The following is a 14758-nucleotide window of genomic DNA, read 5'->3' as shown; positions in this document are numbered from 1 at the left end:
AGCTTTAGTAATAAAAATTTAATAATTCAAAAATGAGATATAGCAACTCTTGTTTGAACAATAATTACCCTCTTGGATAATGGATTACCTGGGCTAATTCTTGTTACTGTACCCACTGTTATGCAGGCTATCAGAAATAAAAAAATTTTGCAGTAGACGAAAGAATGAAAACCAAGCCAATATTAATTGGATTAGTTATAAGCAATACCTCGTGTCATAACTAATTGAAAAAGGAGCTTATAAAATTGGGATACCCCTATCACATCTAAGGATGAGATAGAGTTAAATTTTGATGATTATGAGTGGTATCAAGAAAAAGGGGGTATTTGATTAATTTTTTGAGAAGAAACTATTTATAATCTCTTTTCACTATTCTGACGTTTACTTGGGCATCTTCATGCCCATCATATTCAAAAAATTTGACAACTAAAAGGTCTCTATATTTACTTCCGTATATATCGGAATATTTAACAACGAGATAAAACTCAACTGCACGTTGTTCAATTAATTCCTCAACATAATCAACATCTACGTAACAAACAATAGTTACAGTACCATCTTTCTTAATTTCATAAGTAGAATCTAACTGAATCATTTTATTACTGTCAGTAACAGTTATATGTTTTGCAACTTCACCCAAATTCTTAATTTCAAATATTAATCTAAGTACTTCTTCTGGTTCTTGAAATTCTGGAACACCATCAATCAGAATAGTATTACCTCCTTCTACCTCAAAGCTATATCGAACGTGATTAATTTCTAGAAAAGGTTTTGCTGCAAAATATTTAGCTTGAATTTCTTGCTGTTGAAAACTTACTAATTTAGATTGCTGTTCCACACTATTTTTAAGTTCTTCACATTGCTTATTAAAAGCTTCATTACTAATTTTTAGTTCTTTACCTTGTTGTAAATATCCTAAATAAAGGAAAAGGAAAGCTAATGGAGCAAATACACCAGCTAAAAAATCCCCTAGTTCATTCGAATTAAGAAGACGATTTTCTCCTTTACTGAATATTAAACATACGGTATGTATAACAACCAAACTTAGATAAATAACAACTACCCAAAAAGTCCATTTTTTGTAAAATACCCAAGTTTTATAGAATGGCTGTTTAGGTGGTACTGGGTTTTCCATGGAATTCATTACTCGTTAATTGATTAAAAATAGATCACTTATGTAATTAATAATAATTAGGATCATCTGTAAAGTTTTTATTATGCAACCATGAAATTGCATAAGGAACATTTAATTGAGGTAGTATTTGATTATGATCTATAGTGATTTTTAAAATTTGAATTCTTATTACATCAATTGCATCAGTATAAAAAAATTTTAAGTAAAGAACTGATATATCTTCCCTTTCATCAATGACATAGCGGGAATGAATGTTAAAATTAATATTTATTCCTTTTTCTAAATCAGTTGGTAAAAAATCAGCCCCTTCCCATACGAGTTGATTATTTACATAATCTTTTGAATACATTGTAAAAAGACTTCTGCATAGATTTCGACTATTTTTTAAATTAAATGAGAAAATAAAACATAGAGCACCATGAGTCTGTAATTGTTTAATTTCAAAATCTTTTACATGGAAATAGGGCTGAGCATTAATGATTTCTAATTCTGTTTGCCTCTTTTCTCTATCTATTAATAAATCTAATTCTTGTTGAGCCGTAATTGCTAAGCTTTTCTGTTGCGCCACACTATTAGATAATTCTTCTATTTGTAGACTTAATTCTTTGCCTTGTTGGTGATAACCATAAATTAGCCACATAAATACTAAAGGTGCAAAGAAGCCAGCTAAAAAATCTCCCCACTCATTTGGTCTTAAAGTTCTCATCCCCTTCACATCTAAAAGGCAATATAAAATAACCATTGCTAAGTACACTATCGTGAATATAAGCATATATGGGAATTTTGACTTTTCTTTAGTTTCTTCAATTTTATTGGTATCCACTACAATATTTTCCCGTAATGTAAAAAATGTAAATTAACAGAAATAAATATACTTATAAATAATGATTAATCTGATTAAATAAAATGCACCTTACTTTGTAAATTGATAGAATATAATGTCTAACTTGCTGTAAATATCTCTTTAAAAGCATTGATTTGTTTATATTGTTGGAGCTCATCCAAAGAGTTAATGCTATGAAAAAATAAGTTTTGTTTTTGAAATACGGCGACTTGTGCATGTAAAAGTTTAAAGCACTCTTTCAAACTTAATCGTTGTTTGTCAATTTGCTCTCGTATCGTAATCAGGCTTTCACGCTTTAATAAGCAAAATGGATATAAAGCATCTCCATTAATTGAAACATAGGCTGCCTGAGCTTGTTTATTTTTGCGTAGTGCGCTGTGTAATTTCGCAACGACTTGCGTAGGTATATACGTCACATCACAAGGAATAAACAAAACATAATCTGCTTTTACATGTGACCATGCGCTTTTCATGCCCATAAGTGGACCGAAAAAACCGGAAGCATCATCTTGAAAACACTTAATATCAGGCACAATACTTTGATAAATCGAATAATCACGATGACTATTTACCCAAATTTCAGATACAGATGACTTTAGTTTTTGATGAATTTTGAGTAGTTGCGTATCGCCATCAAATTGCTGTAACAGCTTATTTAAACCATTCATACGGCGGGCTTGTCCACCCGCCAAAATGACCAGATCAGTTACGGGATATCCCTTATTCACACTTCCACCTCTTGTTGGCAAACTTTAATCAAGCCACGAATCTCAGGTAAACATGAACCACAGTTCCCACCTGCTTTTAAACATGCAGTAACCTGTTTTTCATGGGTAATGTTTTGTGTTTTTATCACGTCGATAATTTTATTCTTACCTACTTTAAAACAACTACACACCAAAGGCCCATCATTATTAGTAGCCGACATTGGCATACCCGCAAGTAAAGCTTTTCGGTGCAAGGCGCTCAAACGTTCTCGTTTAAACAGACTCGCAACCCAATCACGATCTGGCAATAAATCTGGCGGTGCAATATATAAGCTTGCAATTACAATGCCATCTTTCAAAATAACACTATGGCTCAGTTGTGAAGAGATATCTTCAATACTTAACCATTCAAAAGTTTCATCGGCAAATGGTAAGAAATTTTTCAGGTTCTTTTGAGTATCATGAAAAGTTTGGCGGTCTGCAAGTTCATAACGGTTGGTTTTAACCATTTTGACCTTAGTCCACCATGCACAGTGATGTAGCGATTGTTGGATATGCGAATCATATCCTTCCCGAACATAGAGCACACCTTGCCAAGTGGTATAGAACGGCTGAATGGTGACAGGCGTATGTTTAAACTCAGGCTCGCCTGAAATTGCATCAACTTCTGGGTTAACCACTTTACCAATACGAGCGTCGGAGGCAACTTGTTCAGTCCAGTGAATCGGTGCAAAAATTTGCCCACGACGTACACCCGATGAGAATGTCACACGTAATACACAACTGCCCCACTTTGAACGAACTTCAACCAAACCTTGATCACGCACACCAAACTTTAACGCATCGCTCGGATGAATCTCACAGAATGGTTCTGCACGGTGACTGGTTAAGTTTGCTGACAAGCCAGTACGGGTCATAGTATGCCACTGATCACGAATACGGCCAGTGTTCAAAATGAGTGGATAGTCTTCTGAAACTGCATGAATCGGATCAATTGCGACCGTTGGAATCAGTTTTGCCTTCGCATTTTTATAGCTAAATTGGCCCTTGCCAAACAGTTGCTGAACGGCTTTAGCATCTTGGGTTTTATCCCACACTGGCCATTGTATAGGTTGCAAAGCATCGTACTCAGCAGTATTTAAGTTCATCAAACCTTTAAGGTTGAAATAACGAAAAATACTACTTTCTTCACGCGCATCTATATCTACATTATCTTGTGCAGATAGTGCGGCATGCTCATTAAAGATGTCACTAGGCCCAGCAAAGTCAAAACCATTAAAGCCTAATTTTTTCGCAACTTGGCTCACTAACCACCAGTCTGCTTTTGCTTCACCTGGAGCAGGTAGGAAAGCACGCTGACGAGAGATACGGCGTTCGGAGTTAGTTACAGTACCGTCTTTTTCTCCCCAACCTAAAGCAGGAAGTAAAATATCAGCATATGCTGTCGTATCTGTATCTGCACAAATATCTGACACCACGACCAGCTCGCATTTTTCTAATGCACGTTTGACTTGGTCTGCATCTGGCAAACTCACAACTGGATTAGTTGCCATAATCCAGATGGCTTTAATTTTTCCTGATTCAACAGCACGGAACAAATCAACTGCTTTTAAACCTGCTTGATTAGCAATAAATGGGCTATCCCAAAAGGTTTGCACGACTTTTTGATGCAGTGGGTTATCTAAGTCCATGTGAGCTGCTAGCATATTTGCCAAGCCACCCACTTCACGGCCGCCCATCGCATTGGGTTGGCCTGTCATTGAAAATGGTGCAGCACCAAGCTTTCCAATTTTGCCTGTTAGTAAATGGCAATTAATAATACTGTTGGCTTTATTTACGCCCTGACTTGATTGATTCACACCCATTGAAAATAGTGTTACCACTTTTTCAGTTTGAGCAAATTTCTCAAAGAACTGTTGCAGCTTATCGAGTGCAATTCCCGTACGCTTTGCTACATATTCAATATCGGCTTCTGGCTGACTGCTTGCCAAAACTCCTTGCAAACCTTCGGTATAAGCATCAACAAAAGCCTGATCGGCATGACCATTTTGATATAAGTATTGAAATAAGCCATTAAACAATGCGACATCTTGGCCCGGTAAAATCGGTAAATGTAAATCCGCTTGTTCACAGGTACTAGTAAAACGTGGGTCAATTACCACCACAAACATATCTGGATTTTGGCTTTTAGCCTGCATAATCCGCTGATATAGCACAGGATGGCACCATGCGGTATTAGAACCGACCAATACCACCATATCTGCATGTTCAAAATCTTCATAACTTGCAGGGACAATATCTTCACCGAAACTACGTTTGTGACCTGCCACCGCAGATGACATACAAAGTCGTGAATTGGTGTCGATATTTGCAGTGCCCAAATAGCCTTTTACAAACTTGTTCACCACATAATAGTCTTCAGTCAAAAGCTGACCTGAAACATAAAATGCAATGCTGTCACGACCATATTGGTCGATACAAGATTGGAATTTATCAGCGATCTTGTTAATTGCCGCATCCCATGTGGTTACAGTCCGATGTGGCTTACGACCAAACATCGGTTGAAGTAGACGTGTTTCTAACCCCAAAGTATCCGCAAGTCGGCTACCTTTAATACATAAGCGTCCAAAGTTGGAAGGATGCTCAGCATCCCCCTCAACTTGCACCACAGGTCCTTGAGGTTTTTGTTGGACGTTTACGCTAACACCACAGCCCACCCCACAATATGGACATGTTGTTTTGATTGTTTTTGCAACATGATCGGAGCTATCGATTTCAACGCTTGGAATACTATTCATAACTGCTCCTTTCCCTATTTAGCCTGCATTTTTTAATGCAAAATCTCGACCAAATAGCAGTTTATTTCTGAATGAAGAAACAGGTGTTTGGTCTGCAATTAACTCTGCATACCACATGCCATCTTCGGTATCACCAAACAATACTGCACCGATTACTCGATCGCTTTGAATGATAATACGCTTATAAATCTGGCGTTTTTCATCGTTCAGGATAATGTCTTCATAATCATCTTTCGGCTCAAAGTTACCCGCCGAGAATACATCGACTCCACTCACCTTTAACTGAGTCGGTACGGTCGGAGCTTTAAAAGTTAAGCTGCCGTGTTCTGCCAAATGGGTCGCGCAAATAAAAGCTTGGCCCCATAGTGGCTCAACCAAACCAAAAGTTTGACCACGATGTTCAATACACTCACCCACTGCATAAATACTTGGGTCAAATGTTTGCATGGTGTCATTTACCAATACACCACGATTGCAACGTAATCCTGCACTTTGTGCCAAAGCAATATTCGGACGGATACCCACAGCGAACACCACAAGGTCAGTATCTAACACTATGCCATCTTTCAAACGGATTTGCTTCACATGACCGTTTTCATCACCAATTAACGCTTCTGTATTTGCTTCGGTAATAATATGAATACCTTTTTGCTCAATACTATGACGAAGTAAATGACTTGCACGCCCATCAAGTTGACGCTCCATGATGCGATCCATCAAATGCAACACAGTCACATTCATACCGCGTTGTTTTAAACCGTACGCCGCTTCTAAACCGAGTAAACCGCCACCAATCACGACTGCATTAGTTTTTGAACCACAGTATTCAATCATCGTGTTAACGTCATAAATATCGCGGAAAGTTAAAACACCTTTTAGGTCAACACCTTGAACTGGTGGAATAAATGGGGCCGAGCCTGTTGCCAGAATCAAACGGTCATAATCAACTGTCTGGCCTTTTTCGGTGTAAACCACTTTACGCGGACGATCAATTTTTACGGCTTTATCACCGGCAATAAATTTAATGCCTTTATCGTCATACCACTTTGGTGGGTGCAGCATAATATCTTCAATGGTTTTTTCACCCGATAAAACTGGAGACAACATAATACGGTTATAGTTACCCCATGGTTCTTCACCAATCACCGTAACTTCATAACGATCTGGCGCCATATCAAGTAAATCTTCCAGACAACGCATCCCAGCCAAACCATTCCCGATCAGCACCAGTTTAAGTTTGTCTTGTGATACACCTGTATTGGTAATATAAGTTTTTTGCGGCACCGCATTGACCCAAACACGACCATCAACAATTTTGCTCGGATAGACCGCCAATTTTTGGTCTTTATCTTCTAAACAACGACCCGTTGCCAAACTAAAATGTTGTTTATAGATTGGCGATGCAATGACACGCTCACCTTGTAAATCTCCGATAATCCCACGGCTCATCACATTCGCTTGGCTAAACGGATCTTTATTGCTCAGCACGTAAACACGTTTTTCATGTCCTACACGGAAAATCGCAACAGCCTGTCCAGCCACGAGCGCACCCGCGCCAGTGTTTGGGGTTAAATCATCGAGCGCACACACATCAATCCATTGATCATCAGGAAGCATATTTTTGTCTTGTACAATATTCATAGAAACTCTCCTTTATGCTTCAACCATTGGAATACGGTCTTCTGAACGTTCAGCTTCAGTTAATGGGCGGATTTGACCACGTTCAGTTGTAAATTGAATGTGCGGATCAGCCTGTTCATTTGCACCTGCGTTGATATACGTTTGGAAGCGTTTGCGAACTTCAGGATTTTCCACCGCAGTACGCCATTCGTCTTGATATGTACCAATAATATGTTCCATACGGCGCTCAAGCTCGGCAGCCAAACCAAGTGAATCATCCACAACTACAGATTTAAGGTAATCTAAGCCACCTTCCATGTTGTCGCGCCATACACTCGTACGTTGTAAACGGTCTGCTGTTTGGATGTAGAACATATAGAAACGGTCGATGTAACGGATGAGTGTTGCTTTATCAAGGTCAGATGCAAGTAACTCTGCATGACGTGGTTTCATACCACCATTACCACATACATAAAGGTTCCAACCTTTTTCGGTCGCGATAATACCAACGTCTTTACCTTGTGCTTCCGCACACTCACGAGTACAGCCAGACACGGCCATTTTTAATTTATGCGGTGAACGTAAACCTTTGTAGCGGTTTTCAAGTTCAATCGCCAAACCAACCGAGTTATCTACCCCGTAACGGCACCAAGTGCTACCTACACAAGATTTCACTGTACGCAACGACTTACCATAGGCATGACCAGACTCAAAGCCCGCAGCATTTAACTCTTCCCAAATAAATGGAAGCTCATGAACTTGCGCGCCAAACATATCAACACGTTGACCACCAGTAATTTTGGTGTACAAGTTATATTTCTTCGCAATTTGACCAATCGCAATTAAGCCATCCGGAGTGACTTCCCCGCCTGCCATACGCGGTACAATTGAGTAAGAGCCATCTTTTTGAATGTTACCTAGGTAGTAGTCGTTACTGTCTTGCAGACCTGCATGACTTGGCTTAAGTACGAAATCATTCCAGCAAGATGCCAAAATATTTGCTGCCGCTGGTTTACAAATATCACAACCTAAACCATGACCATGTTGATCAATCAAATCATCAAATGTCTTGATTTCATTGACACGAACCAAGTGATACAACTCTTGACGCGAGTACGGAAAGTGTTCGCAAATGTGATTATTAACAGTCACACCTTGACGTTGTAACTCTGACTTCAATACTTGAGTCACTAATGGTGCACAACCACCACATGCTGTTGCTGCTTTGGTGCATTTCTTTAATGCACCTAAAGAGGTCGAACCATCACTAATTGCTTGGCAGATGTCCGCTTTTGATACGTTATTACATGAGCAGATTGTTGCGCTGTCTGGCAGTAAATCCACACCGCTACCACTAGACTTACCTGCTGATTGCTCAAAACCCGGCATGATTAAACTTTCAGGCACTTCCGGTAAAGCCAGACCATTCAACATCATTTGTAAAAGGTCGTTGTATTCTTTGGCATCACCCACTAAAACCGCGCCAAGCAATTTGGTTTTGTTGGCATTTACAACAATCTTTTTATAAACCAGTGCATGTTCATCTGCATAGAAATAGCTTAATGCACCTGGGGTCATAGCATGTGCATCACCAACAGAAGCAACATCAACGCCCATCAACTTCAACTTGGTGCTCATGTCTGCGCCAGCGAAGCAATGACACTCTTCATCTAAAATGTGTTTTGCTGCAATACGCGCCATGTCATAGCCCGGTGCAACCAAGCCATAAATTTTATTTTGCCAAAGCGCACATTCACCAATGGCATAAATGTTTTGATCTGATGTTTGGCAATAATCATTAATTACAATACCGCCACGCTCACCAATCGCAAGCCCACTGTTGCGCGCAAGCTCATCACGTGGGCGGATCCCCGCAGAGAATAAAATCACATCAGTTTCGAGTTCACTACCGTCGGCAAACTTCATCACATGAGTGGTATTTACCCCAGACTCAATAGACTGAGTCGCTTTTTGTGTATGGACTTTTACACCTAAATCTTCAATTTTACGGCGTAAAACCTTGCCTCCTAAATCATCAATTTGAACTGCCATCAAACGTGGTGCAAACTCAACAACGTGTGTTTCTAAATCTAAATCACGTAATGCTTTGGCTGCCTCAAGTCCAAGTAAACCACCGCCAATTACTACGCCTGTTTTAGCCTTTAAACTTGCTGCACGAATGGCATCTAGATCTTCAATGGTACGGTAAACAAAGCAGTTCTCGCGGTCATTACCCGGAATTGGCGGAACAAATGCATATGAACCAGTCGCCAGCACCAACTTGTCATAGCTAATCACATCACCATGATTGGTTGTTACGGTTTGTGCAGTCATATCAATCGCCACTGCTTTAGTATTTAAACGCAGGTCAATGCCATACGCATCGGCAAAATCAAAACGTGCTAAAGATAAATCTTTTGCCGATTTCCCAGAGAAATATTCTGTCAAATGTACGCGGTCATATGCGATACGAGGTTCTTCTGCAAGAATCGTGATTTCCAATTCATCATCTGCTTTTTCTAAAATGGCTTCGATGAATTTGTGGCCCACCATACCATGACCAATCATTACCAATTTCATAGTGTTTCTCCTCAAATCACGTTGCTTTTAAGCTGCGTTCTTGCGTTCTCAAATAGACATTGTTGTTTTGCCTTGTGCTCTATCGAGAAACGTATCAACATCACAAAGCGTATAGCTGCTTGGAACCCATTTTTTCCACTCGTTGACGACACCCAATGCATAGCAAAGTCATAAAAACAAATAAAAAAAGCGAGCCCCCTCATAGAGAAGGCTCGCATCGCTGGAACTGAAAAATTAAATAATTCAGATGTAACTTTTTTATGCAATAAAAATAAAGACATGGCCTTCACTCCGACTGAACGTAAATTCTTCGTGTGTACAGTTGCACTCACAAATTCGATCAGAACGGACATCGTTGGCCGTCTTTAAAACTTATGGTCGTCTTCGACCTGTAATTAAGTAAGCATTTTGCATGCCAATTGTTTTAAGATTCGAAATTCATAATTTTTATATTTATTTTCATATAGATATAATTTTCCTGCTTCTCATATAAAAATAATGTCTTATTCAATTTGCACCAAAGCTCTACATTTAAATGGTTTAAATAGAAATACGTCTTGCCACAAAATGAATCGTCTTATTGCACCAATATTGATCATATCGATTTTTTGACTTCTTAAATTGCCAATAAATCCTGATTTTTAGTTTAGTTTTGGATGGCACTAATCTTGCTTAAAAATTGATAACAAAAAACGCGTCGAATTGGCGCATTTTCTTAGCCTGATTTTCTGACCTTATGCCAAAACTCAAAATAGCTCTTATTGATGATGATCATGCGCGGGCCGACTATATAAAAAACAGTCTGCTTGAAAATGACTTTGAAGTGGTTGCCTGCCTTACTTTGGACCACTTGAATATTTTTCGTCTTGAAGATTTACAAGCCGATGTGATCTTGCTCGATATGGATCATCCTCATCGTGACATTATTGAAAGTTGTGTGAGTAGTTATGACCTGCCAACCGTTCTATTCACTAAAAATTCAGATAAAGACACCATCAAACAAGCCATAGATGCGGGAGTAACTGCTTATATTGTAGATGGCATAGACCCTGCCCGCTTACATACCATTTTAGAAATCTCGATTGAGCAATATAAAAAGCATAAAAAGCTTGAAGGTGACTTAAAAGAAGCTCAAACCAAATTGGCAGATCGTAAAGATGTTGAAAAGGCCAAAGTATTACTCATGCAACTGCATGGCTTACCTGAAGATACAGCCTTTCAATTACTCAGGAAAAATGCCATGAGCCATCGTATAACCATTGGGGAAATGGCGAGGCGTTTACTTGATGCCCAAAAATTACTAAATGATCAACTAAAGGATGAATAAATGAGCACATTAGAAAAGACTCAATTGCAACTCGGCTATATTCCTTTACTTGATTGTCTTGCATTGCTTTGGGCAAAACAGCAAGGTTTCTTCGAAGAAGTCGGTTTAGATGTTACTTTAGTTAAAGAAGCATCATGGGCAAGTCTACGCGACCGTTTGGCTTTTGGCTTATTGGATGCCGCACATTGTTTATCTGCCATGCTTCCTGCCGCAGCAGTGGGTGCCGACCAAATTGGTATTGCACTGCAAACTCCTCTCATTTTAAGTAAAAACCGTGCTTTTATTAGCTTAAGCCAAAAATTAATTCATCAACTGGCTATTAAAGAAAATGAGGATGCTCAAGCAACAGCTCTAAAAGTAACTCAATACATTCAAGCAGATCATCCTTTGTCCTTAGCCCATGTATTTAAACATTCAATTCATCATTATTGTTTAAGAGAATGGCTCGCTTTGGCAGACTCTAAAATAGCTCAAACGCTCAAGCTCAAAGCACTTCCACCACCATATATGGTCGAAGCTTTAGATAACCATGTGATTGATGGTTTTTGTGTAGGAGAGCCTTGGAATACACAAGGCGAACTTTTAGGTCTAAGTAAAATCGTATGCTCAAGTCAGGACATTATTCCCAATGTGGCAGATAAAGTTCTCGCGGTAACTCAAGAGTGGGCTGAACAGTATCCTCAAACTTTAATTGCACTCACAACAGCAATTATGAAAGCTCAAAAAGAATTAAGTGACTTAAAAGATTTTGTACCTGTCTTAAAGTTGTTAGTCGAGTTTGGAATTGTCCGATTTCATTGTTCTGAAGAAGTGCATGTCGATAAATATTATATGATTCAAAATATTGTAAAGCACTTGGTTAAAGAAAATGCTGCTCCTCAACCTGAAGACTTTCATTGGCTATTTGAACAAATGCAAAAATGGGAAAAACTTCAATTAACCCCTGCTCAAATCATAGAACTAAGTAACCAATGCATCAATCTTGATTGCTACAATCAAGCTAAGCACTAAGAAATACTAAAACTCAATCATCATAAAAAAAGCTGTCTTTTTAACAAAGACAGCTTGAAAGACCCATAAGACAAATGCGTTATACGCATTACTATATTTAAAGGACTCAACCCATCTATTAAATATAGTTCTTATGGTTTCGATCATAACCAACTAAAACTTATCATTTTCAGACATTTCCATATCAATAACTGCCACTTAATCAATTTCAGCTCATTATTCAAAGCATCTTAAGTCAGTCTTTAAATACTTTTCTCTTTTTTAAGCCTTAAATCTATCTATGATCTCTACAAAATAGTGATGTACAAAGGATGTGGATCAAGTCATAAATTTCATTTTATTTCTTCAAAATAATTTCTCGCATCTGTCTTAATTAAATTAATTTTTTTAGCCCTAAAGTAATTTATTGCCTATGTCGTTATATTTAAAAAGATTTATTTATTAATCCTTTTGTAAAACTTAAATATTACGATTCAAATAATTACACAAAAAAAATTAGTGAAAAATCCTCTAAGTCCCTCCCTTTTTGAGTTACAAACCGCAACAATCATGGCACAAATGGTAATAATAATTTAATTAATAATCATTATCATTCACATCACATAAAAACCTGAGAAGGTCTACCATGATCCATGAAAATATTCTCGAATGCATAGGTGAAACGCCACTATTACAACTATCAAGGCTGTTCACGCATCAATCAGTCTCAGTGATTGCGAAAATGGAATTGTTAAACCCAGGAGGAAGTATTAAAGACCGTCCAGCATTATTCATGCTACAGGAAGGCCTAAAATCTGGAGTCATTAATAAAGATAGTCATATTGTTGAAAGCTCATCAGGCAACTTAGCGATTGCGCTTGCAATGGCTTGCAAAATATATGGATTAAAATTTACTGCCGTTATTGACCCCAAAATTGCCTCAGCAAACTTACAAATGTTGAAGCTTTATAAAGCCAATATCGAGATGGTCTCTGAAAAAGATCAAAACGGCGGTTATTTAAAAACCAGAATTGACACTGTAAAGCGACTCTGCCAACAGCTTCCAAATGCTGTTTGGATTAATCAGTATGCAAACCCAAATAACTGGAAAAGCCATTATTTTGGAGAAGCAGAAGAAATCCTAAATCAAATTGATCGCAAGATTGATTACCTCGTGATTGGAGCAAGTACCTCCGGCACGATTATGGGCGTATCTCGTCGCCTTAAAGAAAAGTTCCCGGAATTAAAAGTCATCGCAGTCGATATTGTCGGCTCTGTCTTGTTCGGTGGCACATCTGGTCCACGCGAAATTCCCGGTATTGGTGCAAGTACAGTCCCACCGCTGCTCTCCCCCGATGAAATTGATGATGTCATTTATGTAGATGACTATGAATCGGCACTCGGTTGCCGAGAACTCCTTGAGCATGAAGGAATTTTTGCAGGTGGTTCAAGCGGCTCATCTATTTCAGCCATCAAAAAACTGATTCCAACCATTCCTGATGGATCATGCATCTTAACGCTGTTGCCCGATCGCGGCGATCGTTACCTCGATCTGGTTTATGAAGATGAATGGTTCGAAATGATCAAGAAGCGTCACTTCAATCGAAACGTACGACGCCAAGAAAACCTTACTTTACAAAATGTTGTTTAACCTTCTCCTTAGGAAATATTCATGAGCAATTTGGCTACCCTTCGCTATTTAAGTCAATCAGATTTATTAAATCTTGGCGCAAATCATAGTAATTCATTTATTGAAGCGATTACTGAAGGCTTAACCTTGCATGCAAATAAGCAGTTTGTACAACCCTTAAAACCTTATCTTCGCTGGCAAGGTGCAGACCATATTGCCGACCGTATTATCGCAATGCCTTGTTATTTAGGCGGCAACGACCCGATTGCCGGAATCAAATGGATTGGTTCAAGACAACATAACCCTAAAAAATTCAATATTCCGCGTGCCAGCGCACTGATTGTTTTAAATGACTCAGAAACAAATTATCCAGTTGCAGTGATGGAAGGCAGCCTCATCAGTGCAATGCGAACTGCTGCAATTACCGGTGTTTCGATTAAGTATCTAGCGAAAAAAGACTTTACAGACATTACCGTGATTGGCTGCGGACCAATTGCACAAATGCAGATTAAGACTGTGCTTGAACAATATGCTCAAGTGAAAAAAGTACATTTATTTGATGTAAACCCTGAAGCAGCTGAAAAACTCAAAGCACTGTTCTTATCGGAATATCCACATCTAGAAATTGAAATTCATAACAGCGCAAAGTCTGCGATTCAGCAAGCCGATGTCCTCATTACCTGTACCGTTTCAGATAAGCCTTACATTCCTTTTGAGTGGCTAAAAAAAGGCTGCTTTGTTTCAAACATTTCAATTATGGATATCGAGCCCGAAGTCTTCTTAAAAGTGGACAAAGTCATTGTGGATGACTGGGACCAATCAAACCGAGAAAAGAAAGTCATCAACGTGCTGGTTGAGGATGGCTTATTCAGCCGTGAAAAACTACATGCTGAACTTGGCGACATCATTATTGGTCATAAAAACGGCCGCGAACACGAAGATGAAATCATTTTGCTCAACCCAATGGGCATGGCGATTGATGACATTGTTTGCGCTAAATGGTTCTTCAATGCCGCACAAGAACAAAACGTTGGCACGGTTCTACCACTTTTATAAGAATAGGAATAACTAAAATGTTAGATCGGATTTACACAGCACAACTACAAAAAACAATAGATGCCCTCTAC

Annotated in this window: 11 protein-coding genes; 4 read left to right on the top strand and 7 right to left on the bottom strand. The window is 38.7% G+C overall.

Going from position 1 to position 14758, the window contains the following annotated elements; translation table 11 throughout:
* Positions 1-349: 349 nt before the first annotated feature.
* From HJG58_RS18990 to HJG58_RS05415, 7 genes are all read right to left on the bottom strand, one after another.
* Positions 350-1135, bottom strand: coding sequence for a hypothetical protein (locus HJG58_RS18990; RefSeq protein WP_235944466.1), 786 nt, complete (start codon positions 1133-1135; stop codon positions 350-352).
* 46 nt (positions 1136-1181) lie between these two features.
* Positions 1182-1958, bottom strand: coding sequence for a hypothetical protein (locus tag HJG58_RS18985; RefSeq protein WP_309171089.1), 777 nt, complete (start codon positions 1956-1958; stop codon positions 1182-1184).
* Positions 1959-2077: 119 nt separating this feature from the next.
* The gene (mobA, locus tag HJG58_RS05435; RefSeq protein ID WP_057086238.1) at positions 2078-2707 is read right to left on the bottom strand and encodes a molybdenum cofactor guanylyltransferase; all 630 of its coding nucleotides are present in this window, start codon (positions 2705-2707) and stop codon (positions 2078-2080) included.
* On the bottom strand, positions 2704-5484 hold the full coding sequence (locus HJG58_RS05430; protein WP_170248192.1) for a nitrate reductase: 2781 nt from the start codon (positions 5482-5484) through the stop codon (positions 2704-2706). Before HJG58_RS05430 ends, mobA begins: the two co-directional genes overlap by 4 nt.
* An 18-nt stretch (positions 5485-5502) precedes the next feature.
* On the bottom strand, positions 5503-7125 hold the full coding sequence (nirD, locus tag HJG58_RS05425; protein WP_170248191.1) for a nitrite reductase small subunit NirD: 1623 nt from the start codon (positions 7123-7125) through the stop codon (positions 5503-5505).
* Positions 7126-7137: 12 nt separating this feature from the next.
* Entirely contained in the window at positions 7138-9684 is a 2547-nt protein-coding gene (gene nirB / locus HJG58_RS05420) for a nitrite reductase large subunit NirB (RefSeq protein ID WP_216076516.1), read from the bottom strand.
* A gap of 11 nt (positions 9685-9695) precedes the next feature.
* Positions 9696-10037, bottom strand: coding sequence for a hypothetical protein (locus HJG58_RS05415; protein ID WP_170248190.1), 342 nt, complete (start codon positions 10035-10037; stop codon positions 9696-9698).
* Positions 10038-10420: 383 nt separating this feature from the next.
* On the opposite strand from HJG58_RS05415, the gene HJG58_RS05410 reads away from it, so the two are divergent.
* The 4 genes from HJG58_RS05410 to sbnB all read left to right on the top strand — a co-directional run bounded on the left by HJG58_RS05410 (position 10421) and on the right by sbnB (position 14687).
* Positions 10421-11011: an ANTAR domain-containing response regulator gene (locus tag HJG58_RS05410; RefSeq protein WP_001125253.1), complete on the top strand. Its 591-nt coding sequence runs from the start codon at positions 10421-10423 to the stop codon at positions 11009-11011.
* A complete protein-coding gene (locus tag HJG58_RS05405) occupies positions 11012-12022 on the top strand; it encodes an ABC transporter substrate-binding protein (RefSeq protein ID WP_170248189.1) in 1011 nt (336 codons plus the stop codon).
* 625 nt (positions 12023-12647) lie between these two features.
* Positions 12648-13652, top strand: a complete 1005-nt coding sequence (gene sbnA / locus HJG58_RS05400; RefSeq protein ID WP_170248188.1) for a 2,3-diaminopropionate biosynthesis protein SbnA — start codon at positions 12648-12650, stop codon at positions 13650-13652.
* Positions 13653-13673: 21 nt separating this feature from the next.
* Positions 13674-14687, top strand: a complete 1014-nt coding sequence (gene sbnB / locus HJG58_RS05395; protein WP_170248187.1) for a 2,3-diaminopropionate biosynthesis protein SbnB — start codon at positions 13674-13676, stop codon at positions 14685-14687.
* The last annotated feature ends 71 nt before the right edge of the window (positions 14688-14758 follow it).

The sequence above is a fragment of the Acinetobacter geminorum genome (genome assembly GCF_013009345.1).
Taxonomy (GTDB): Bacteria; Pseudomonadota; Gammaproteobacteria; order Pseudomonadales; family Moraxellaceae; genus Acinetobacter; species Acinetobacter geminorum.
The sequence above is the reverse complement of the archived record's forward strand: the minus strand, read 5'-3'. Positions and strand labels throughout refer to the sequence as shown.

Excerpts from the sequence above, each read along its gene's own strand:
- HJG58_RS18990 (WP_235944466.1), bottom strand. The coding sequence starts at position 1,135 with ATGGAAAACCCAGTACCACCTAAACAGCCATTCTATAAAACTTGGGTA.
- HJG58_RS05430 (WP_170248192.1), bottom strand. The coding sequence starts at position 5,484 with ATGAATAGTATTCCAAGCGTTGAAATCGATAGCTCCGATCATGTTGCA.
- sbnB (WP_170248187.1), top strand. The coding sequence starts at position 13,674 with ATGAGCAATTTGGCTACCCTTCGCTATTTAAGTCAATCAGATTTATTA.
- HJG58_RS05415 (WP_170248190.1), bottom strand. The coding sequence starts at position 10,037 with ATGTCCGTTCTGATCGAATTTGTGAGTGCAACTGTACACACGAAGAAT.
- nirD (WP_170248191.1), bottom strand. The coding sequence starts at position 7,125 with ATGAATATTGTACAAGACAAAAATATGCTTCCTGATGATCAATGGATT.
- sbnA (WP_170248188.1), top strand. The coding sequence starts at position 12,648 with ATGATCCATGAAAATATTCTCGAATGCATAGGTGAAACGCCACTATTA.
- HJG58_RS05410 (WP_001125253.1), top strand. The coding sequence starts at position 10,421 with ATGCCAAAACTCAAAATAGCTCTTATTGATGATGATCATGCGCGGGCC.
- nirB (WP_216076516.1), bottom strand. The coding sequence starts at position 9,684 with ATGAAATTGGTAATGATTGGTCATGGTATGGTGGGCCACAAATTCATC.
- HJG58_RS05405 (WP_170248189.1), top strand. The coding sequence starts at position 11,012 with ATGAGCACATTAGAAAAGACTCAATTGCAACTCGGCTATATTCCTTTA.